Below are 20,201 nucleotides of genomic sequence, written 5' to 3' on the forward strand. Positions count from 1 at the left end.
CAGCTTTACTTAAATCAATCAGGCAAGATACTATAAGGCTATCAAAGGAATCATCTGATCGAAAACAATTATTCAGAAAGAAGGAATAGAAAAATGTTTAAACGCATACATTTAGTCGTAATGGATTCAGTAGGGATTGGCGAGGCACCGGATGCTGAGCAATTTAATGATGTCGGGTCAGATACGTTAGGCCATATCGCAGAGGAAGCTGGCTTGACGATTCCACATTTGGAACAATTAGGATTAGGAACGATTCGTCCGTTAAAAGGCGTTAAAGATGTTCCTGAACACGATGGCTACGCGACTAAATTGGAAGAAATTTCTGTAGGAAAAGACACTATGACAGGTCACTGGGAAATTGCTGGCTTAAACATCCAAACACCATTCCGCGTTTTCCCTGACGGCTTCCCGCAGGAATTGCTGGACAAGATTACTGAATTTTCTGGTCGCGGCATCATTTTAGGCGCCAACAAGCCTTACAGCGGAACCCAAGTTATTGATGATTTCGGTGAAGAACAAATGAAGACTGGCGACTTGATTATCTATACTTCTGCTGACCCTGTGCTGCAAATCGCGGCTCATGAAGAAGTTATTCCGTTGGAAGAATTATACCGTATTTGCGAATATACTCGGGAAATTACGAAGGATGATCCTTACATGATCGGCCGAATTATTGCTCGTCCGTACCTTGGCGAACCAGGCAACTTCACTCGGACTAGCAACCGTCATGACTATGCCCTAGATCCATTTGGCAAAACGGTCTTGGATTCATTGAAGGATAACGGCAAAGATGTGATTGCCGTTGGTAAGATCAATGATATCTTCAACGGTCAAGGAATTACTGATTCTGTTCGTACTAAGAGCAATATGGATGGCGTGGATCAATTGTTGAACGTAATGAAAAAAGACTTTACCGGCTTGAGCTTCACCAACCTGGTAGACTTCGATGCTTTGTATGGTCACCGTCGCGATGTGGTGGGTTATGCTCATGCGATTGAAGATTTTGATTTGCGGATTCCCGAAATTTTGGATGCGATGGAAGAGGATGATTTATTGATGATCACCGCTGACCACGGCAACGATCCAACTTTCCCAGGAACCGACCACACCCGTGAGTATGTACCATTTTTGGTTTACAGCAAGAAAATGCAAAGCCAAGGCAAGCTGCCGCAAGGTTATTACTCAGATATTTCTGCAACAATTGCTGAAAACTTCGGTGTTCCTGCAACTGAGAATGGCGAAAGTTTCCTAAAACTATTAAAATAGAACTAGCGAAATCAGGGCCCGCTTAGTGCGGGTCTTATGAGATAAATTGATTTATACAAGGAGGATATTATGATCGAGTTGCAAGAAAAGATTCAGCAGACAGCAGCATTCATTCAAGAAAAAGGAGTAGGGGCCGTTGATTTCGGATTAATCCTAGGTTCAGGCTTAGGTGAGTTGGCGGAGGAAATCGAAGAACCAGTGGTAATTTCCTACAACGAAATTCCCCATTTTCCGATTTCAACTGTAGTCGGCCATGCCGGTCAATTGGTTTACGGCACATTGGCAGGTAAAAAAGTATTGGCAATGCAAGGACGTTTCCATTTTTACGAAGGCAATCCAATGGAGACGGTCACTTATCCAGTGCGGGTAATGTCTGAACTAGGCATTCATTCAATCGTCGTAACCAATGCAGCGGGCGGAGTCAACGAACAATTCACGCCAGGCAACTTGATGCTGATCACGGATCATATTAACTTCATGGGCACCAACCCATTAATCGGACCAAACGACGACAACATGGGCCCACGCTTCCCAGATATGAGCGCGGCCTACAATAAAGATTATCAAGCTAAAGCACGGGAAGTCGCTGAAAGCTTATCCTTGGATCTAAAAGAAGGAGTCTACATGGGGCTTACTGGACCAACTTACGAAACTCCAGCAGAAATCCGGATGGCGCGAGCAATGGGTGCTGACGCTGTCGGCATGTCAACTGTTCCAGAAGTAATCGTGGCAGTTCACAGCGGCATGAAGGTGTTGGGGATTTCTTGCATCACCAACTTAGCAGCTGGGATGCAGGCGAACTTGAACCATGAAGAAGTAGTGGAAACCACTGAACGCGTCAAAGAAGACTTCAAGAAATTAATCAAAGAAACCTTAGCCGTATTATAATAGTAGAAACTTGCACAAGAGCATGTGCGTGCCAAATTAAATTCGGTTTGTTAAACTATTTTTCTGGCAGACAGTCAGATGAATCGGAATAAAAAAATCCAAATAAAATAGAAATGAGTGATTACATGAGCGTCCATATCGAAGCCAAAGAAGGCGAAATTGCTGACAAAATCTTATTACCAGGTGACCCATTGCGGGCAAAATTCATCGCCGAAAACTTTTTAGAAGATGCAAAATGCTACAACAACGTTCGCGGTATGCTAGGTTTTACCGGAACTTACAAAGGTGAACGGGTTTCTGTTCAAGGAACTGGGATGGGTATGCCGTCTGCCGGCATTTATGCCCAAGAATTGATCCAATCTTACGGCGTGAAGAAATTAATCCGCGTGGGTACGTGCGGCGCATTGTCAGAAGATGTTCACGTCCGCGATCTAGTGTTGGCCCAAAGTGCTGTAACTAGCTCTTCGATGGTTGCTAAGCATTTTCCAGATTTCCATTTCCCACCAATCGCTGACTTTGCGATGCTGCAAAAAGCCTATGAAGTCGCAACTGAAAAAGGCTTTACCACTCACGTAGGGAATGTGTTGTCTGAAGATACTTTCTACAAAGACGATATGGCACCAACTTTCCGCCTAGCGGAATATGGCGTAATGGGTGTTGAAATGGAAGCTGCAATCCTTTACTACTTAGGTGCGAAATTCAATGTACAGACTTTGGCGATCATGACGGTTAGTGATCACATGGTTACCGGCGCTGATACAACGGCCGAAGAACGTCAAAATACCTTTAAAGACATGATGTATGTTGGTTTAGAAACAGCAATTGCATAAACAAACCAGAACCACTTCTGAATTCAGAGGTGGTTCTTTGCGCAAAGGAGGGCTCCAATGAAAATCGCAATTCGCAAACGCTTAGTCGGCAATATTCCGCTGCTGGAGGTTGTCGGTGAAGAACAAATCTATGAACCGCTGCCGCTGATCATTTATTACCATGGCTGGCAAACGGCCAAAGAATTGGTGCTGACTCAGGGCCGGAAATTAGCAGCAAAAGGATTTCGAGTGCTGCTGCCGGATGCGGAAAACCACGGCGAACGAAAAGTTGTCGTTTCAGAAATTCCATCTCTGACCTTTTGGAACAGTATTCAAACCAATTTATTTGAGTTTGGCTATTTAGTGGATTATTTTGAGAACCTGGGTTTAACCACAGGGGAAATCGGCGTTGGCGGTGTGTCGATGGGCGGGATTACCACCTGCATGCTGCTGACGGCCCATCCGGAAATTGATGTGGCTGCTTGCGTGATGGGTTCGCCGACGCCTGTCGCTTACCGAGACCGAATCAAACAGCACGCCACCGCAGCCGGTTATTATTTGCCGCCGGATTATGAACAGCTGACTTCTTGGTTAGAGCTTTATGATTTGTCGCTGCATCCAGATACGTTAGGCGAACGTCCGCTGCTTTTCTGGCACGGCACTCGGGATGAAAAGATTCCTCACCAGCAGGTCAAAGATTTTGTCAGTGCTCAAGGACAAAAGCCTAACATTACTTTTTTAAGTGAAGATGAGCGGCATCTGGTGAAGGTGCCTACGATGGAGACCATTAGCGACTTTTTCGCAGAGAATTTTGATATGTAAGAAGAAACACGGCTTTAGTTTTTGAAGCTTTTGGATTATCATGAAACAAAGGAGGGATTTTATGGAGAATTTTAATTTTCACGTAACGACAGATATTCGTTTTGGTAAAGACCGTTTGGCTGAATTGCCAGAGGTTATCAATCAATTTGGTAAAAAGGTGCTGCTGGTTTATGGTGGCGGCAGTATCAAGAAAATGGGTCTGTACGACAAAGTGATGGAGCAGCTGAAGGCTAACGACAATCAAGTCTTTGAATTAGCTGGCGTTGAGCCAAATCCTCGCGTAGAAACGGTTCGTAAGGGAGCGGAAATTTGCCGCAAAGAAGACATCGATGTTTTGCTGGCAGTGGGCGGCGGTTCCACCATTGACTGTGCAAAAGCGGTAGCGGCAGCTACTTTATATGAAGGCGATGCCTGGGACATGGTTCTGCAGCGTCGTAAATTCCAAGGCCCGGCTTTGCCATTAGTGACTATTTTAACCTTAGCCGCAACCGGCAGTGAAATGAACAACGCTGGCGTCATCTCTAATTTAAGCACCAATCAGAAATTGGGTGTCGGCAGTCCATCTATGCTGCCAAAGGTTTCTTTCCTAGATCCTGAAAATACCTTTACGGTAAGCAAGTACCAAACTGCCGCAGGTTCAGCGGATATTCTCAGCCACCTGATGGAAAATTACTTCAAGCGGACAGAAGGAACCGACGTTCAAGACTTTGTTTCCGAAGGATTGATGCGCTCGGTAATTAAAAATTGTCCGGTGGCCTTAAAGTATCCCGACGATTACGATGCGCGGGCGAACTTGATGTGGGCCAGCACCTTAGCCTTAAACGGCTTAACCGGCAACGGGAAAACGGGTTCTTGGTCTTGTCATCCGATGGAACATGAATTAAGTGCCTTTTACGATATTACTCACGGAGTGGGCTTGGCTATTTTAACGCCACGCTGGATGGAATATGCTTTAAATGATGAAACCGTGGCTAAGTTTGCTCAATTTGCCTGGAACGTTTGGGATGTAGAAGAACGTGTACCGATGATGGCGGCGCGAATTGGGATTCAAAAAACCTACGACTACTTCAAGTCTTGCGATATTCCAATGACCTTGCCAGAGGTGGGCATCAATGAAGAAAAATTTGCGATTATGGCTAAACAAGCCGTTGATCACAATGCCATCAAAACCGATGCCTACGTGCCGATGGATGTATCCGATGTAGAAAGTATTTATGAAGCTTGTTTAACAGAAAGCAGCTTCGTTTAAGTTACCAGCAGTTCTGTCTGAAAAGACAGGGCTGCTTTTTTTACGGGAATAAAAGTGCAGCTTATTAATGATTGATAAGTCTGTTTGAGGGATGTTAGTAGAGTATAATAAAAGAAAACGGTCCAAAAGGAGTTAAGGATGGCAGAATTACTGAAAAATATTTACACAGCGGAATCGTTGCAGGAAGCCGCCGAGATAATTCAAGCAGTTTATCCGGCTTTTCCAGTGGAGGAGTTCTTGGCAAAAACGATGGACGAAACTTGGGAGGAACTAGGCATTAAAGGTCGAGTACGGAAAATCACCTTGAGCTTGGGAGAATGTTTGCCGGCAGATTATCGTGAGGCTTTGGCGATTCTTGATGAAATAGCGCCAAAATTAAGCGGCGGGCTCTTTGGTTTGTTCGTTCCAGATTTTGTAGAAGTTTACGGACAAGGGGAGGCCGACTGGGACCTGTCGATTCAAGCGATGGAGAAGTATACCCAATACTGGTCTTCAGAGATGGCAGTCCGGCCCTTCATTATCAACCACGAAGAACGGATGATGGCGCAAATGAATGCCTGGGCCAGACATGAAAATGAACACGTCCGCCGGCTTGCCAGTGAAGGCTGCCGCCCTTTATTACCATGGAGCCAGCCATTAACCAAATACAAACAAGACCCCACGCCTGTTTTGGAGTTGTTGGAACAACTGAAGGTTGACCCTTCCGCCTATGTTCGTAAAAGTGTCGCCAATAATCTTAATGATATTTCCAAAAATCAGCCGGAGCTGATTGTCCAGCTGGCTAAGGATTGGTACGGCGAGAATGAACAGACCAATTGGATTGTTAAGCATGGCTGCCGAACCTTGTTAAAAAAAGGCAATTGGGAAGTATTGGAAATTTTCGGCTATGGCGACAGTACTGCTGTTGAGGTGAAGGATTTTGCCTTAGAGACAGAGAAGGTCGCAATTGGTGAAGCCGTTACTTTCGCCTTTACTCTTATCGCCCAAAAAGACACCAAAGTCCGTCTGGAATATGGCATTGATTATATGAAGGCCAACGGCAAGCCTAGCCGCAAAATTTTTCAGCTTTCCGCGATTGCCATGCAGGAAGGCGAGAAAAAGCTTTATCAACGTAGCATTCCTTTAAAAATGTCAGTGTCAGAAAGCATTATCCGGGGACCCATTCAGTGACTTTGATTATTAATGGTACAGAGCGAGGAACTTGGGATTTTGAAGTGTCTGAATAGTTAGTTGAAGCTTCGAACACGGTGCGGAGCTTTTAAATAAGATTTGGTATTTACACAGGCAGTGCCAGCGTGGTACGGTCATAGATATAAAACCAACGGGAGTGGAAAAAATGAAGCATAAGGATCATTACGATGACCAGTATATTGTCGACTTAGCCGCCAAATTATCCGATGTCTTTCCGCAATTTGACGCAGCCGGCTTTTCCGAGGAAATAATAGGGAAATTGGAGGACAAAGAATTATTTGACCGCTTTGATTTTATTGTGGATGCTTTGGACAAGTATGTGCCAGAGGATTATAGTGAAACGATTCAAGGTTTTCATCAGCTGTTAGGGCCGGAATTAACCAGTGCTGAAGGGATGTTCAATTTTGGCTGGTGGCTGTGGCCGATCGGGCGATATGTGGAACGAAACGGCAACCAGGATTGGCAGGTTTCCTTGGCTTTTTTGAAGGAGCTGACCAAGCGCTTCACAGGGGAATATGCGATTCGGACGCTGTTGAAGGAACATCCTCAAGAAGTGATGGATGAACTGATTATTTGGAGTAAAGACGACAATGTGCATGTTCGCCGTTTAGCCAGTGAAGGGGTTAGAATTCGGCTGCCTTGGTCACAAAAGCTGCCAGTGGCTCTAGATGAGTTTGATCGTTTTAGCGAAATCATGACTAATCTAAAGGACGATCCCGAAAAATTTGTGCAAAAAAGTGTCGGCAACAATTTAAATGAGCTTTACAAAGACGCGCCGGACAAGGCCGAGTTTCTGATTGCCCAATGGCGGAAAACACCGTCCACTAAGGCACAAGAATGGATCATCAAACACGGCCGCCGAAATCAGAAATAACAACACAAAAAACTGCGCATACCGTTGTCGCTTGGTATGCGCAGTTCGTTTTGTCTTCTAAAGGAAGTATACGTGATTCTTGTCATAGCAGGTTGATGTCCGGCTTCCCAAACTAGCTTGCCAGTTCCACTTTTCACAGTTTAAAAAAGCTGGATTATCAGATAATCAGGTTTGCCCCACTTAGTGGAATGGTATGCGTACGAGAATAAATTGAATTTTTGCAGAAAATTCACTACCGTATTAAGGAGCTAGCTTTGTCGGCATTAAGCGAAAGTTTGGAGAAACTTGAGAAGCAGTTTATCCAAACTTTAGTCTTAATGCTCCAAAGCTGAGCAAGTTTGCGAAGCCTTTAAGGTTAAATACTCGAACCGCCGCCGCCGGAAGAACCGCCGCCTCCTGAGAAGCCACCGCCCCCGCCGAAGCCGCCTCCAGATCCGCCACCAAAGCCACCGCCGCCCCAATAAATTGGAGGGCCGCCGCCACGACCACGGTAACGTCCGTTTCCACCGCCACGACCACCGCCGCCGAACAAACTGAAAATGACGATCAGAAAAATAAGCGGGCCGATTACTGAGAATACTCCGCCGGAATCGTCACCCTCAATCGCTGCTACTTCTTCTTCGCTCAACGCATGTTCATCCGCTGGATAGTCGTAGTTTTGATCGATCAAGGTAGTGACACTGTTGAAAACCTGCTGCAGGCCTTTGTTAATTCGGGCCTCGTCGCTGGATTTCAAATCATCCTTCGACTGCTGCAAAATATTGCCGGTGATACTGTCAGTCAGCACACCTTCTAAGCCATAACCTACTTCGATCCGCACATTCCGCGCGCCATCGTTTAAGGCATACAGAATTAAGACTCCGTTGTCCTCCGCGGCATTCCCGATCTTCCATTTTTCAAAAAGATCTGGGGCATAGCCGTCGATATCATCGCCGCCGGTGGACTCAATGGTGGCTACTACTACTTGTGGTTGTTCCTTTTTATCCTTGTAGACCAAGCCTTTGTTTTCAATCAGGTCTTTGGTTTGATTGCTCATAATGCCTAATTGATCATAATAGAAATGATCCGGCGCTGCCGGCAGACTTTCGGCTTGCCCTTGAACAGGCAGCCAAAGCGTCAGCAGAGCGAAAAAGGGCAACAGCCATAAAAGCCGTTTTTTCATCTTACTCACCGGAGTTTCCGAAATCAACTTCCGGTACATTTTCGGCTCCAGGTTGCGCTTCAAAGTAAGGTTTCTTACCTAAGCCCATCATGCCAGCAAAAATGTTTTTCGGGAAGGAAACGACTTTTTGGTTATAGGTTTGAACCGCTTCGTTGTAACGTTTGCGTTCCACCGAGATTCGGTTTTCGGTTCCTTCTAATTGAGTCATTAAAGTCTGTACGTTTTCGTTTGATTTAAGTTCCGGGTAATTTTCGTTAATCACATTCACTAGTGTGCCTACCGATTGATCCAGCGCTTGACTGGATTCGATTTTTTCCTCGTCGGTTGAGGCACTGCCGTAGGCTTCACGGGCTTTGGCGATGTTGCCAAAAACTTCCTGTTCTTGATTCATACTTCCCTGGACTGAATTCACCAGGTTAGGAATCAAATCGGCCCGTCGCTGCATAACATTGTCCACTTGGCTGAGCTGCGCTTCGACTGCTTGTTCTTCTCTGGCAAGACCGTTATATTGTGTGATGCCAAAAACGGCTAATAGTCCAATAATAACTAGGACTATTATGCCGCCGCTTACACCTTTTTTCATCATAAATTCCTCCTTGTTATGTATTTAGTTTATCACGAACCTAGCTGAAAAACCTAAGGCTAAGGTTGTATCTTTGCTATAGTAAGTAAATCCTTAATATGGCTGTGATCACAAGGTTGAAAAGCCCAGAAAAAAAGGCAACTCACGAGGAGTCGCCTTTTTTTTCGGGCATAATACAATGTAGAATTCGTGCAAGTGTCTTTTGCAGAGTTGTTGTTACTTTTGGCCGTGACAGCAAGTACAAAATCAGCAGGGAACCGCCGATTAAAATAATCAGCTGCAGCACGGGATTTTCGATATATTCGGTTCCTTGTACCAGTGGTGCTACTAGATAAATGTGCAGCAGGTAGATCGCCAGTGTCCGTTGTCCCCAAGGGGTGAACCAATAGAGTTTGTTGTTGGCTAAGGTAATAAACACAAAGACAAAGGCAAACCCCATCCCGTAAAGGAAAATAATCGTCAGCAGATTCTGCAGCAGCGGAATCGTAAAGGAATTAAAGGCCCGATCTCGCCATAACAACTCCGGCGGAATATCGTGGCTGATCCAAAAGAACGCCGTTGCAATGGCGAAAATAATAATCCCGACACTGATTAATTTGCTGTGGTGAATCCGTCGCAGGTTTTTTATCAGCTGAGAATTGGCATAATAGCCCGCTAAAAAGAAGGGAAAGAATCCCAACGTTCGTGCCAACGCCATATAGGTTCCAAACTCCGTCAAGAACCCTGAGAAGATGCCCACGATAAAACTCAGCAGCAGTACATAGCGGATTTTCACCAGATCCGGCAGCATCAAGCGCCAAATGAACATACAGTACAAATACCACAAGGTCCAGCCTGGTGAGAGGATCAAGATTTCTTCCGTCTTCCCAATCGCCAGCATAATCACACTTAAAAATAAGTTCAGCAGTAAATACGGCACTAGGAAGGTTTCGACTGCTGTCCGCCGGCCTTTTTCCAAATTCTTTGAGAAGTAGCCGGAAATAAAAATGAAGACCGGCATATGGAACAAATAAATGAAGACATACAAAAACTCGCCGACTTTGTTTTCTAGTCGGAAATATTCTAACGCGTGCCCCAATACCACGAGTAAAATTAGAATGCCCCGAATATTGTCGAAAAGAAATTCGCGATTCGGTTTTGTGATCGTGGACACCTCCTTTGTTTATGCTAAAATGAAGCAAAGACTATTTGTTACTTATTGTAGCACCTAGCAAGAAAAAAATCCTCTTTATTGAAGGATTGAAGGGAGAAAGCCTGTGCGCTATTCAGCGAAATTTGTTAAGACGGTCTTCAAAGTCATCAACATGAAAAAATTAGTAGGCTTTAATATGATTGATCCGCCCAAGCGTCGCAACATTAACGCGAAACAATTAAGTCGTACCGGGATTCCGCAGGTGAGCTCTACTGTTGACGGTCACGAGGTCATTACCCTGTTGCCGCCGCATCCCACCAATCGCCATGTCTTTTACCTCCACGGTGGGGGTTATGCCTTAGAAGCTTCTCCGTTTCATAAAGATATTCAAGAACGCTTCGTCAAGCGCTACAATTTAAAGGTCAGCTATTTTGACTACCCGCTGGCACCGGAAAATACCGCGGAAAAAACCTTGCCGATTACGGAAGCCGCTTTTCGCCAGCTAGTCTACTCTTATCCTGACGATGAGTTTCGTTTGTTCGGCGATTCAGCCGGTGGTGGCTTAGCCATGAGTTTAGCCCAGCAGCTGCGGGATATTCAGCTGGAAAAACGGCCTATGAAAATTGCGCTGGCTTCACCTTGGCTGGACGCTACCTTAAGTGACCCTAGAACGGAAGAATTACAGGACAAAGATGTGGTGCTGGAAAAAGATATGCTCAGTGAAGCCGGTGAAAACTACGCTGGCGAACTGCCTTTAAATGATCCGCGGGTGTCGCCGATTTACGGTCGTTTTGATGATCTGGGAGAATTATTAGTGATTGCCGGAACCGACGAAATCCTGTATCCCGATGTTTTGCGTCTGCAGGAACGAGTGGTCCGCAGTAAAAACACGGAGATGACCTTAGAAATAGTTCCCGGCATGATGCATGATTTTGTTGTCTATCCATTGAAAGAATCGTTACGCTACATCGATCAGATGGGCGAGTTTTTCCAATAGGAAAGGAGGAATTATGGCTTCAAGAGCAAAAGCAAAACGCAGATTGGCTCTGCAACAAAAATTAATCCAGTTGGCGCCAGCCCTTGGTTTGGCGGCATTAATTCTATTGACCATTCATTTGCGGCGTTTAGGATTACTGGGTTCGCCGCAGGAGCTGCAGGAATTTATCAAGCAGTTTGGCAGCTTTGCGGTGGTGGTCTTCATTGTTGTCCAAGCGATTCAGCCGGTTGTTCCTTTTATACCTGGAGGAATTGCGACGGTGGTGGGGATGCTGATGTTCGGCAATATTCCCGGAATCTTATACAGCTATGTCGGACTAGTGGCAGGTGAATTTGTTATTTTCGGGTTGGCACGCCGTTATGGTCCGAAGTTTGCCCGGCTGGTGCTGTCAACGAAAAACTACCAAACCTTTGAAAATACGCTGCACCGGCGGACTAAAGGGATTCGGCGTTTGCTGATTGTTTGCTTCCTGTTTCCTTTCCTGCCGGATGATATTATTTGTCTCGTGGCTGGGATGACCGATTTAAGTTTTAAGGAATACGCCAAAATTGTGCTGACCTTCAAGCTGTGGTCAGTGGCTAGTTATGGCTATTTGATTGTATTTGTACTGCATAAAACAACCTTGTTTTAAGTTGATAGGAGGACGCACATGACTATTCGTTACGGTATTTTAAGCACTGCCCAGGTTGTTCCCCGCTTTGTGGCTGGGGTCAAAGAAAGCATCGAAGGGGAAGTTGTTGCCATTGCTTCCCGTGGGATAGAAAAAGCTGAGAAAATGGCCCAGGAGCTGGATATTCCGCAAGCCTTTGGCAGCTATGAAGAGCTTTGCCAAAGTCCCGAGGTGGACATCGTTTACGTGGCGGTTTATAACAAGGGCCATTACGATGCGGCTAAGCTAGCCTTGGAGCATAACAAAAATGTTTTGTTGGAAAAACCCTTCACCATGACCAGTGCCCAAGCCGAAGAATTGTTTGCTTTGGCGGAGGAAAAAGGGCTGTTTCTAATGGAAGCGCAAAAATCCTTATTCCTGCCAATTACGGAACAAGTGGTTGAATTGCTGGAAAAAGATACGATCGGAAAAGTTCGCTGGATGCAGGCAGTGATGGCCTATCCTAATATTTATCACATCAATTGGTTTGGCTCGTTGGAAGCCGGCGGCGGAGTGTTCCGTGGTGCCGGAACCTATCCGCTTGAATATATGCAGTTTCTAATGAAGCAAGCGCCGAAGGAATTCAGCGGCACGCTGGTTTTTCCGCCGGATGCTTCAGATACTCAGGCTTCCGTGAATTTGGCATTTCCTGATAACACAATTGGTTCGATGTTTCTCACAGTAGAACTAGATTTAGCGCCAGGGATTACTTTATATGGTGAAAAAGGTCAGATTCACATTCCGAATTTCTGGAAAACCAAAGAAGCCGAAGTTCGATATCCCGACGGCCGGATCGAAAAAATTCTAACCGATTATCAAAGTGAATTCGTATTTGAAGTGGAGCATGTCAATGCCTGCTTGAATCAAAAACGATTGACCAGTCCAGTCGTCACCAAAGAAATGACGCTGCAAACTGTAAGAATCATTGAAGAAATGTATCGCAGCGCTCAGAAATAAGTGGCTTCTTTAAAGTATCTGTGCTATAGTTTGTCCATGCGACGAGTCGAGCGGATCAGATTTCACAATTGATCCTTCGATCCAGAGGCACAACGACGAAAGTCACCTGGCGGATTTCAGGGTGTCGGAGGCAGATTTAGTGGACGAAAGCTGCTTCTATCATTTTTAATGGTACTGGGCTAGGCCTCAAGAATTTATTCTTGAGGTTTTTTTTTTGACACTTTTTAGTAGCAAAAGAAGAACATAGCTTTTGAAAAAGGTAAGCAATACTGCAGCAAGAACTAGGCATGATTGCATGCTGTGTTCTTGGTTAGTAAGAGATCTTAATTATCAGTTTTAACTTATCTGTGATATAATATACACGAAAAGGGAAGTTGCGCTAACAACCTCCCTTTAGGATAGGACAGCTTCACCGTTTAAGACGGCGGCTGGGATTAATCATTCAAAAAAATAATCGTCCCCGCTTAAAGCGACGGTTATTTTTTTTTGTCGTTTTTTAGCAACTCGACAACCAACGCAATCAAAGTAATGGTAAACATACCAAAACTGATGATCGTTTGGATTGTCTCGTAGGCTGACAAAAAGGCATCTCCTTTCTTCAGATTTTTGATGTATATACATATACATCACCTCAATTCCGAAAAGATAGCCACCGTCATATTCGCTTTTACTGTCCTGTTACCATTATAGCATTCCTAGAATCGTTTTACCTGAACGATATAAATCAAACGCATGCTGCAGTCGTTCATCTGAAGGAAATCGGTGCTGATGTGGTGTTCGATCCAGAAAAAGATCAAATCGACGAAACTTTCGATGTAATTATTGAATGTGTCGGTCGTCCCAATACCCAGGAGCAAGCGATCCAAATGGCTGCTCGCGGCGGACAAATTCTGATGTTTGGTGTTGGTGATCCTGATACCAACATCCAAGTGAATGCCTACGATGTTTATTTCAAAGAGCTGATTATCAAGGGTGCTTTTATCAACCCTCATGTAATGGAGGATGCCATCAGTATTTTGGATCATCACGTGATTGATGTGGAAAAACTGATTACCCACGAATTAGCCCTAGACGAAGTTGAAGCGGTTCTGTCTGGTGAAAACAAAGAAAAAATCACCAAAGCCGTAGTGAAAATATCCTAACAAAAATACCTTTGATGGCTGCTCCTTGCGGAATGTCAGTCATCAAAGGTATTTTTCATATGTTCAGTTTCTAAGCCATAAACAAGAACTTATACAAAGCAATCGCTACAATTGAAGCGGTAATTGGTGCTAAAACCGGAACCCAAGCATAGCTCCATTGTGAATCACCTTTGTATTTCAAAGGCAGCATCGCATGCACCAATCGTGGCCCAAAGTCCCGCGCTGGATTCAAGCCAGGTCCAGTTGGTCCGCCTAGAGAAGCAACCAAAGTCCAAACCAAAAATCCTAAGGCAAAGTGAGCCGTTCCTAAATTGTCTTGGAAGAAAGGGGCTTTGGTAATCCCAATCGCACCTAAGAACAAAATAAATGAACCAAAGAACTCATTGACGAAACCGTTGAATTTAGAACCAACACTATTAATAGTAGAAAACGTTCCTAAAACGTGAGCGGTATTTTCGGTTTGATCGTAATAAGGTTTGTAACAGGCAACGACGATCAATTGACCCACCATCGCACCTAATACTTGGGCAATGATATAAGGAACCACTTCAGCCCAAGGGAACATGCCGTTTAAAGCCAAACCAATCGTGAACGCCGGATTGATATGATTACCGCTAATTGAACCAAACATCATCGCAGGAATCATAACCCCACACCCATAACCGACTGCAATCAACATCCAGTCACTGCCGTAACCTTTTGTTCCTTTCAAATCCACGTTGGCAACTGCACCATTCCCCAGCATTATCAACAATGCGGTACCGATGAATTCCGCCGCTAAACGCTGCATTAATGAAAAATCCATGATGACCTCCTATAAAATTTTTTTGTAAAAGAATTCAGTAAAAAATCCATTTTATATGTTAGACCTTATTTTGGATTGTGACAAACAATAACCCTTGTGATTTGGTAATGGTCAAAATAAGCTATTTTTGCATGATTTAGTGAGGGAATTTAGGGGAAACTCACTACCGTCCTGTAAAAGCATTTAGACACTTATTAACAGAACACCGACTCGTAATTTCGATTTAAGAAAAGACGAGTCTTTTTCTTTGCCGGCAAAACAGGTACACTATCCTTGTACAGACTTTTCAACAGGAGGATGCAAACATGATGTTTACGCCAGAAAGCTTTAAGGTTTTTGAGATAGATGGACTGGATGATCGGATGGCGGCGATCCGGGCCGAGATTCAACCGGTGTTCCAGGAATTAAACGAATACTTTAGCACCGAGTTATCCCCAATGGTGGAGGAGGACTTCTTTATCCACATTGCCCAGCACCGTCGTCGGACGACCCATGCCCCGGAAAATACCTGGTCAGCTTTGAGTCGGAAAAAGCGCGGCTACAAAATGGAGCCTCATTTTCAGCTGGGAATTTGGCCGGAATATGTCTTTATGTGGCTGTCCTGCATCGATCAGCCGAAAAATGAACAGGCAATCGCTCAAAAAATGCTGGATCAACCGGAATTATTTGAGAACTTATCCCCAGATTTCAAATTATCAGGGGATCATACGAAAGAAGCAGTCCAAGAGTTAACCCCGGAAGCTGTGGAAAAGCTGTTAGTAAGATTTCGCGATGTGAAAAAAGGCGAGTTTCAAATTGGCCGCATCATTCCTAAAGACAGTCCACTGTGGAAAAAGCCGGAAGAAGCCAAAGCGTATATGATGGAAACGTATCAACAATTAATGCCGATTTACCAATCAATCATTCAGGAGGCAGCAAAATGACATTTGAAGAAATTTTACCGCAATTAAAAAAAGGCGCCAAAATTATTCGCCGCGGCTGGGGCGGATTTGAATTATACGTAACCTTAGTCGAAGGGGAAACCTACGACAATTCACCAGTAACACCGTATTTTCTGATCAAAACCGCGGACGAAGGCTTTTCCAGCTTTGCGCCTACGGTCTGCGATATTTTAGCAGACGACTGGGAGTTAGTGGAATGATCTGTTACTCAGAATTTGCCGGAAAAGTGGTGGTGGTTTCTGGAGCAGCTTCCGGAATCGGCCAGGCACAAGCGGAAGCTTTTCTAGAACAAGGAGCGACCGTGATTGCTTTGGATCGTCAAACAGTCCCAGAAAAAGAGAGCCAGCTTTTTTATCAGGTAGACCTCAGCGACAAATCACAGGTGGAAAACACTGCCGAAACTATTTTGAAAAGTTATCCCCATGTGGACATCTTGATCAATACCGCCGGAATCTTGGATGATTATTTACCAACGTTATCCACATCGGAAGAACTGTGGATGAAGGTCTTCCAAACCAACGTGACCAGTATTTATCGCATGACCAATTTATTTTTACCGCAAATGTTGGAACGAAAAGCGGGGGTAATTATTAACATGGCTTCAATTGCTGGCCTGATCGCAGGTGGCGGTGGAGCTGCTTATACGATGGCAAAGCATGCTGTTGTCGGCTACACGAAGCAGCTGGCGTTGGATTACGCTAAGGACGGGATTCGCGTGAACGCCTTGGCGCCCGGGGCCATCAAGACGCCGATGAATGCGGCGGACTTTGCTGGTGATGGTGAAATGGCCAAGTGGGTGGCTAAAGAAACGCCCATGAACCGCTGGGCAGAACCTCAGGAAGTAGCGAACGCCACCTTGTTTTTAGCCAGTGAAGCCGCAAGTTATCTACAGGGTGTCGTACTGCCTGTGGATGGCGGCTGGATGTTAAAATAAGACACACAAAAAGCGAAGGCCTAGGCTCTTCGCTTTTTGTGTTAGTCTTCATCTTCAATATATTCCAGAATATCTCCTGGCTGGCAATTTAAGACTTTGCAAATTTCATTTAAGGTAGAGAATCTAACGGCTTTCGCTTTGCCTGTTTTCAAAATCGATATATTGGCATTGGACATGCCGACTCGTTTTGCCAGTTCACCGGAAGCCATCTTGTTTTTCGCTAAAACGACATCTAAATTTACTTGAATCATTTGTTTTCCTCCTTAAGAAGCGGCTTAGATCGTCAATTCATTTTCTTCAGCAATCAAATTCGCTCTTTCCAAAATCTTCGCCAAAGCCCACACGATGGAAGCACCTATCACATAAGTCAGATCCCATGAGAAACCATCTGTTGCAAGTCCTTGCAGCGAAGCAATTAAGTCAGGCAAGCCGGCAACGAAAGACAAGACTAGTAAAATTGCGGCAACCTTTTTAGCAGTAAGGACATTTTCGGTCACAAAGATACGATCCATTTCCAAGTTCTTAAAGAATCGGCGGATAAAGTAGAACAAGACAATGTTCAACACAATTCCGGCAAATGAAGCAATCATAATCAACGGTGAGGAGAACCATGCAAAATAGCCCGTAACGGAGGCTGCTTCACTAGGTGTCAGGGTGACAATTTGGTCATGGATACTTGGGATATTAATCAACACAGTAGCCATTACCATTCCTAAAGCAGCAATCACCATTAATCCGATCAAAATACTAAATACAATTTTCAATCCTCGATATACATTTTTTTCTACATTCATTTTTCGTACACTCCTTTTTATTTGTTTAACTTGAAATGAGTATACCGTGGCATTTAACGAAAGTCAACAAAAATATATCGATATTCGATAAAAATATATCGTTTAATTGAAAAAGAGAGTTCTGACAGGTCATGGATAATTTTGATAATCAGCCATCAAATACTGCAATGACAGGCTTTATTGACAGTCGCAAAGGAAACGAGTAAAGTACAAAGCAACCAAAAAATTCTTTTTCTATAGAAGAAAACAGCAGTGGAAAGTACGAATAGCGTAAACAAGGAGGAAATAATTATGGCAGAAGTAGAAAGTTTCACCCTAGATCACACAAAGGTAAAAGCACCTTATGTCCGGCTGATCGCCGAGGAAACCGGAAAGAAAGGGGACGTAATTGCCAACTACGATTTGCGTTTCCTGCAGCCGAACGAAAAGGAAATCCCAACTGGAGCGATACATACGCTGGAGCATCTGCTGGCAGATTTATTGCGAGATCGCTTAGACGGCATTATCGATGTATCGCCATTTGGCTGCCGGACCGGCTTCCATCTAATTACCTGGGGCACACCTAGTTCAACGGAAGTTGCTACGGCCCTAACCGACGTGTTAACTACGATCGTTAATGAAACAAAATGGGAAGATGTCCAAGGTGTGGACATCAAAAGCTGCGGCAATTACCGCGACCATTCCTTATTCGGTGCCAAAGAATACGCAAAGCTGGTGATCGAAGCAGGGATTAGCGATGATCCCTTTGAGCGGAATGTAGTAAAATAAAATAAAAAAGCGAGTTAAAGACAATCCAAGCACTTACTGACAGTGCAAAGGGATTGTCTTTTTTTGTTCTGTAAGTTTCAGATAAGTTCTGTGACTAACAGAATTTACCCAAAACAAACGCGTATGTTTATCAAACAACTCGAATGACTATTTGTAAGCGATTACTGACTTGTGTCCATTTAAGTGGACATAAGAAAATATGTACAGTTGCAAAAAACACTTATAGTAAAGACAAGGAGGTTGACCAAATGCAGCTAAGTAAAAGAGAGACACAGTTGATTGAGTTGTTTCTTAAGCATGGAATGACTTTGACGGGTCAAGAGCTAGCTGAATTTGCCAATGTTTCGACCAAAACGATTTATCGAACCATCAAGAAAATTAACGAAGAATCCGAAAACGGCGACATTATTGTATCCGAAGTGGGGAAAGGCTTCCGACTGGATTACGAAAAGTATCTAAAGGAAAGCCTGCAAAAGCGCAGCGACAACCAGGCGCAAGGCCCAATGGAACGAAGGAATGCAATCTTGCTGACTTTGTTGTTTAGATCACCTAGAAGGATTCTGATTCACGATCTGTTTTCACCCTATTATGTGAGTGACACAGTCATCAGCAATGATCTTAACCGAATCGCCGAATTTTTAAAGGGCTATCACCTGAAGCTGATTAAAAAGGATCAGCGGATTGCGATTGAAGGGAAAGAAAAGGACATCCGCAAAGTCGTGAACGGCTTACTAAGTGCCAACACCTTGATGGATGCCGATTTCACCACTCAGAAGCACAAAATTAGTGCTTATGATATTAACTTCATCACTTCTCTACTGGAATTTATCGAGAACCAGTTAAAGAGCGGGATCGTTTATCCCTACAATATGAATATTTTTTCCCATATCTACATTTTGATCAAACGGGTACGGGAAGGGGAGATTCGCTCCGATTTATCATTCGAACAGTTGGATGAAGACGAGCAGAAGCTGATCGAACGGTACCACGAGCTGTACAAACTGTCAGAGATGGTCATCAGCAAAATGAACGACTACCTGAATCTTGTATTACCAAAAAGCGAAGCCTTTTATCTGTTTCAATACTTGATTTCTTCAAGAATTGAAAATACCCCCATCAAGCTAGTGGAAAAGTCGCAAGAGGCTTTAGAGATGACCGAGTTCTTCTCGAAAAAAATGAGTGAGAAGATGGGGATTCGAATCGACCAGCAGCCGAACCAGCAGGATTTATACAGTCATGTTGAACCGATGCTGTATCGTTTGAAAAATGAAATTATCGTCAAAAATGATCTGTTAAGCGACATTAAGCTGGAATACAGTGAAACCTTTAACCAGGTGAAGCAGGTCAGTCAAGAAGTACAGGAAGTGTTTCATGTAAATGAAATTTCCGAAGATGAGATTGGCTTTCTAACCCTCTACTTCGTGAAATATAAAGAAATGATCAATTCTAAAAAGCGGGTACTGATCATGTGCAGCAGCGGCGTAGGCACATCGGAATTATTGAAAGTCAAAGTACGGAAGGCTTTCCCAGAATTAGAAATTGTCGATGTCCTTTCTGCTAGACAATACAAAAAGAAAGCAGATCAATACCAGAACATCGATTTAGTTTTAACCACTGTTCACTTGAATACCGAGATGCAAGTTCCCTCTATTTTAGTGAATTCAGTATTTACCAAGCAGGATGAACAACGCGTAAAACAAATGTTAGGAGAGATTGGATAATGACAGAATATGCAATGGAAGATTTTAGTATCGCTGATGTGATCACCGAAGACTTAATTACTTTAGAAATGGCGGCTACAACGAAACAAGAAGCCATCTTGGAGCTGACAAACCTGTTAGCTGATCAAGGAGTGGTCACTGATGTAAAGGGTTTCTCTGACGATGTTTTCCTGCGGGAATCTGAAGGGATGACTGGTATTGGCAACGGCATCGCCATTCCTCATGGCAAGTCCGACAGCGTCAGCCAAACCTCGTTGGTGGTTGGGAAAACAAAAGTGCCGATCGAATGGGAATCTTTAGATGAAAAACCCGTTCGAGTGATCATCTTGTTCGCCGTTCGCAATACCGATGCTAACACGATGCATATCAAGTTATTGCAAAAAGTCGCGATGCTGTTAGCCGATGAAGACTTTATCGAAAATATGGTTTCAGCGCAAACCAAAGCTGAAATGATGGAGCTGCTATCCAAGGAACCAGAGGAATAAACACTGACTACGTTTTAAAAAGCATTGCCATC

General features: G+C 44.1%; 22 protein-coding genes and 2 pseudogenes. 17 read left to right on the forward strand and 7 right to left on the reverse strand.

The features are described 5' to 3' along the window. The first annotated feature begins 93 nt into the window (after positions 1 to 93). The 7 genes and pseudogenes from deoB (at position 94) to JZO70_RS01400 (ending at position 7,099) form a co-directional block, all read left to right on the forward strand. Positions 94 to 1,266: a phosphopentomutase gene (gene deoB / locus JZO70_RS01370; RefSeq protein WP_207671741.1), complete on the forward strand. Its 1,173-nt coding sequence runs from the start codon at positions 94 to 96 to the stop codon at positions 1,264 to 1,266. A 69-nt stretch (positions 1,267 to 1,335) separates the two neighbouring features. Continuing rightward, a complete protein-coding gene (locus tag JZO70_RS01375) occupies positions 1,336 to 2,154 on the forward strand; it encodes a purine-nucleoside phosphorylase (protein WP_207671742.1) in 819 nt (272 codons plus the stop codon). Positions 2,155 to 2,279: 125 nt separating this feature from the next. Then, positions 2,280 to 2,984 (forward strand): purine-nucleoside phosphorylase, encoded by a 705-nt coding sequence (deoD, locus tag JZO70_RS01380; protein ID WP_207671743.1) that lies wholly within the window; start codon positions 2,280 to 2,282, stop codon positions 2,982 to 2,984. Positions 2,985 to 3,041: 57 nt separating this feature from the next. Next, entirely contained in the window at positions 3,042 to 3,785 is a 744-nt protein-coding gene (locus JZO70_RS01385; protein WP_207671744.1) for an alpha/beta fold hydrolase, read from the forward strand. A 61-nt stretch (positions 3,786 to 3,846) separates the two neighbouring features. After that, positions 3,847 to 5,034: an iron-containing alcohol dehydrogenase gene (locus JZO70_RS01390; protein WP_207671745.1), complete on the forward strand. Its 1,188-nt coding sequence runs from the start codon at positions 3,847 to 3,849 to the stop codon at positions 5,032 to 5,034. Between the two features lie 549 nt (positions 5,035 to 5,583). After that, positions 5,584 to 6,260: pseudogene (locus JZO70_RS22770) on the forward strand (DNA alkylation repair protein). Between the two features lie 110 nt (positions 6,261 to 6,370). Next, a complete protein-coding gene (locus JZO70_RS01400; RefSeq protein ID WP_207671747.1) occupies positions 6,371 to 7,099 on the forward strand; it encodes a DNA alkylation repair protein in 729 nt (242 codons plus the stop codon). Between the two features lie 355 nt (positions 7,100 to 7,454). On the opposite strand, the gene JZO70_RS01405 is transcribed toward JZO70_RS01400, so the two are convergent. From JZO70_RS01405 to JZO70_RS01415, 3 genes are all read right to left on the reverse strand, one after another. Next, complete coding sequence (locus JZO70_RS01405; RefSeq protein WP_242703711.1) at positions 7,455 to 8,300, reverse strand: TPM domain-containing protein; 846 nt, start codon at positions 8,298 to 8,300, stop codon at positions 7,455 to 7,457. Beyond that, positions 8,263 to 8,844 (reverse strand): LemA family protein, encoded by a 582-nt coding sequence (locus JZO70_RS01410; protein ID WP_207671748.1) that lies wholly within the window; start codon positions 8,842 to 8,844, stop codon positions 8,263 to 8,265. The genes JZO70_RS01405 and JZO70_RS01410 overlap by 38 nt, the downstream gene beginning before the upstream one ends. 142 nt (positions 8,845 to 8,986) lie before the next feature. Then, a complete protein-coding gene (locus tag JZO70_RS01415; RefSeq protein ID WP_207671749.1) occupies positions 8,987 to 9,997 on the reverse strand; it encodes an acyltransferase family protein in 1,011 nt (336 codons plus the stop codon). A gap of 103 nt (positions 9,998 to 10,100) precedes the next feature. Between JZO70_RS01415 and JZO70_RS01420 the strand changes: the two genes are divergently transcribed. The 3 genes from JZO70_RS01420 to JZO70_RS01430 are packed head-to-tail and all read left to right on the forward strand — an operon-like array spanning position 10,101 to position 12,579. Further along, complete coding sequence (locus tag JZO70_RS01420; protein WP_207671750.1) at positions 10,101 to 10,973, forward strand: alpha/beta hydrolase fold domain-containing protein; 873 nt, start codon at positions 10,101 to 10,103, stop codon at positions 10,971 to 10,973. A gap of 13 nt (positions 10,974 to 10,986) precedes the next feature. Then, positions 10,987 to 11,604: a TVP38/TMEM64 family protein gene (locus JZO70_RS01425; RefSeq protein WP_207671751.1), complete on the forward strand. Its 618-nt coding sequence runs from the start codon at positions 10,987 to 10,989 to the stop codon at positions 11,602 to 11,604. 18 nt (positions 11,605 to 11,622) lie between these two features. Further along, positions 11,623 to 12,579, forward strand: coding sequence for a Gfo/Idh/MocA family protein (locus JZO70_RS01430; RefSeq protein ID WP_207671752.1), 957 nt, complete (start codon positions 11,623 to 11,625; stop codon positions 12,577 to 12,579). A gap of 476 nt (positions 12,580 to 13,055) precedes the next feature. On the opposite strand, the pseudogene pepG1 reads toward JZO70_RS01430, so the two are convergent. Further along, positions 13,056 to 13,200: pseudogene (gene pepG1, locus JZO70_RS01435) on the reverse strand (type I toxin-antitoxin system toxin PepG1). 128 nt (positions 13,201 to 13,328) lie between these two features. Here pepG1 and JZO70_RS01440 point away from each other — a divergent pair. Next, a complete protein-coding gene (locus tag JZO70_RS01440; protein WP_242703720.1) occupies positions 13,329 to 13,721 on the forward strand; it encodes a zinc-binding dehydrogenase in 393 nt (130 codons plus the stop codon). Between the two features lie 70 nt (positions 13,722 to 13,791). Here the strand turns inward: JZO70_RS01440 and JZO70_RS01445 are convergent, their stop codons facing one another. Further along, on the reverse strand, positions 13,792 to 14,526 hold the full coding sequence (locus JZO70_RS01445; RefSeq protein WP_207671754.1) for an MIP/aquaporin family protein: 735 nt from the start codon (positions 14,524 to 14,526) through the stop codon (positions 13,792 to 13,794). A gap of 308 nt (positions 14,527 to 14,834) precedes the next feature. On the opposite strand from JZO70_RS01445, the gene JZO70_RS01450 reads away from it, so the two are divergent. The 3 genes from JZO70_RS01450 to JZO70_RS01460 are packed head-to-tail and all read left to right on the forward strand — an operon-like array spanning position 14,835 to position 16,401. Beyond that, complete coding sequence (locus JZO70_RS01450; protein ID WP_207671829.1) at positions 14,835 to 15,449, forward strand: DUF1054 domain-containing protein; 615 nt, start codon at positions 14,835 to 14,837, stop codon at positions 15,447 to 15,449. Beyond that, positions 15,446 to 15,667, forward strand: coding sequence for a DUF2829 domain-containing protein (locus JZO70_RS01455; RefSeq protein WP_207671755.1), 222 nt, complete (start codon positions 15,446 to 15,448; stop codon positions 15,665 to 15,667). Before JZO70_RS01450 ends, JZO70_RS01455 begins: the two co-directional genes overlap by 4 nt. Continuing rightward, positions 15,664 to 16,401 carry a 3-oxoacyl-ACP reductase gene (locus tag JZO70_RS01460; protein ID WP_207671756.1) on the forward strand — a complete coding sequence of 246 codons (738 nt, stop codon included), beginning with the start codon at positions 15,664 to 15,666 and terminating at the stop codon, positions 16,399 to 16,401. Before JZO70_RS01455 ends, JZO70_RS01460 begins: the two co-directional genes overlap by 4 nt. 41 nt (positions 16,402 to 16,442) lie before the next feature. Here JZO70_RS01460 and JZO70_RS01465 read toward each other — a convergent pair whose 3' ends face one another. Continuing rightward, positions 16,443 to 16,652, reverse strand: coding sequence for a helix-turn-helix domain-containing protein (locus JZO70_RS01465; protein WP_207671757.1), 210 nt, complete (start codon positions 16,650 to 16,652; stop codon positions 16,443 to 16,445). A gap of 24 nt (positions 16,653 to 16,676) precedes the next feature. Then, positions 16,677 to 17,195, reverse strand: coding sequence for a DUF2975 domain-containing protein (locus tag JZO70_RS01470; RefSeq protein ID WP_207671758.1), 519 nt, complete (start codon positions 17,193 to 17,195; stop codon positions 16,677 to 16,679). A 291-nt stretch (positions 17,196 to 17,486) separates the two neighbouring features. Here JZO70_RS01470 and JZO70_RS01475 point away from each other — a divergent pair, with 291 nt between their 5' ends. The 3 genes from JZO70_RS01475 (at position 17,487) to JZO70_RS01485 (ending at position 20,169) form a co-directional block, all read left to right on the forward strand. Then, positions 17,487 to 17,963, forward strand: a complete 477-nt coding sequence (locus tag JZO70_RS01475) for an S-ribosylhomocysteine lyase (RefSeq protein ID WP_207671759.1) — start codon at positions 17,487 to 17,489, stop codon at positions 17,961 to 17,963. A gap of 248 nt (positions 17,964 to 18,211) precedes the next feature. Next, positions 18,212 to 19,684 (forward strand): BglG family transcription antiterminator, encoded by a 1,473-nt coding sequence (locus JZO70_RS01480; RefSeq protein ID WP_207671760.1) that lies wholly within the window; start codon positions 18,212 to 18,214, stop codon positions 19,682 to 19,684. Further along, complete coding sequence (locus tag JZO70_RS01485) at positions 19,684 to 20,169, forward strand: PTS sugar transporter subunit IIA (protein WP_207671761.1); 486 nt, start codon at positions 19,684 to 19,686, stop codon at positions 20,167 to 20,169. Before JZO70_RS01480 ends, JZO70_RS01485 begins: the two co-directional genes overlap by 1 nt. Positions 20,170 to 20,201 lie beyond the last annotated feature (32 nt).

The sequence above is a fragment of the Candidatus Enterococcus moelleringii genome (assembly GCF_017377575.1).
GTDB classification, from domain to species: Bacteria; Bacillota; Bacilli; order Lactobacillales; family Enterococcaceae; genus Enterococcus_A; species Enterococcus_A moelleringii.

What these genes read in the sequence shown, in the direction of transcription:
- JZO70_RS01460 (WP_207671756.1), top strand. Translation starts at nt 15,664, where the DNA reads ATGATCTGTTACTCAGAATTTGCCGGAAAAGTGGTGGTGGTTTCTGGA.
- deoB (WP_207671741.1), top strand. Translation starts at nt 94, where the DNA reads ATGTTTAAACGCATACATTTAGTCGTAATGGATTCAGTAGGGATTGGC.
- JZO70_RS01465 (WP_207671757.1), bottom strand. Translation starts at nt 16,652, where the DNA reads ATGATTCAAGTAAATTTAGATGTCGTTTTAGCGAAAAACAAGATGGCT.
- JZO70_RS01475 (WP_207671759.1), top strand. Translation starts at nt 17,487, where the DNA reads ATGGCAGAAGTAGAAAGTTTCACCCTAGATCACACAAAGGTAAAAGCA.
- JZO70_RS01385 (WP_207671744.1), top strand. Translation starts at nt 3,042, where the DNA reads ATGAAAATCGCAATTCGCAAACGCTTAGTCGGCAATATTCCGCTGCTG.
- deoD (WP_207671743.1), top strand. Translation starts at nt 2,280, where the DNA reads ATGAGCGTCCATATCGAAGCCAAAGAAGGCGAAATTGCTGACAAAATC.
- JZO70_RS01390 (WP_207671745.1), top strand. Translation starts at nt 3,847, where the DNA reads ATGGAGAATTTTAATTTTCACGTAACGACAGATATTCGTTTTGGTAAA.
- JZO70_RS01400 (WP_207671747.1), top strand. Translation starts at nt 6,371, where the DNA reads ATGAAGCATAAGGATCATTACGATGACCAGTATATTGTCGACTTAGCC.
- JZO70_RS01470 (WP_207671758.1), bottom strand. Translation starts at nt 17,195, where the DNA reads ATGAATGTAGAAAAAAATGTATATCGAGGATTGAAAATTGTATTTAGT.
- JZO70_RS01425 (WP_207671751.1), top strand. Translation starts at nt 10,987, where the DNA reads ATGGCTTCAAGAGCAAAAGCAAAACGCAGATTGGCTCTGCAACAAAAA.
- JZO70_RS01455 (WP_207671755.1), top strand. Translation starts at nt 15,446, where the DNA reads ATGACATTTGAAGAAATTTTACCGCAATTAAAAAAAGGCGCCAAAATT.
- JZO70_RS01485 (WP_207671761.1), top strand. Translation starts at nt 19,684, where the DNA reads ATGACAGAATATGCAATGGAAGATTTTAGTATCGCTGATGTGATCACC.
- JZO70_RS01450 (WP_207671829.1), top strand. Translation starts at nt 14,835, where the DNA reads ATGTTTACGCCAGAAAGCTTTAAGGTTTTTGAGATAGATGGACTGGAT.
- JZO70_RS01405 (WP_242703711.1), bottom strand. Translation starts at nt 8,300, where the DNA reads ATGTACCGGAAGTTGATTTCGGAAACTCCGGTGAGTAAGATGAAAAAA.
- JZO70_RS01445 (WP_207671754.1), bottom strand. Translation starts at nt 14,526, where the DNA reads ATGGATTTTTCATTAATGCAGCGTTTAGCGGCGGAATTCATCGGTACC.
- JZO70_RS01410 (WP_207671748.1), bottom strand. Translation starts at nt 8,844, where the DNA reads ATGAAAAAAGGTGTAAGCGGCGGCATAATAGTCCTAGTTATTATTGGA.
- JZO70_RS01480 (WP_207671760.1), top strand. Translation starts at nt 18,212, where the DNA reads ATGCAGCTAAGTAAAAGAGAGACACAGTTGATTGAGTTGTTTCTTAAG.
- JZO70_RS01375 (WP_207671742.1), top strand. Translation starts at nt 1,336, where the DNA reads ATGATCGAGTTGCAAGAAAAGATTCAGCAGACAGCAGCATTCATTCAA.
- JZO70_RS01430 (WP_207671752.1), top strand. Translation starts at nt 11,623, where the DNA reads ATGACTATTCGTTACGGTATTTTAAGCACTGCCCAGGTTGTTCCCCGC.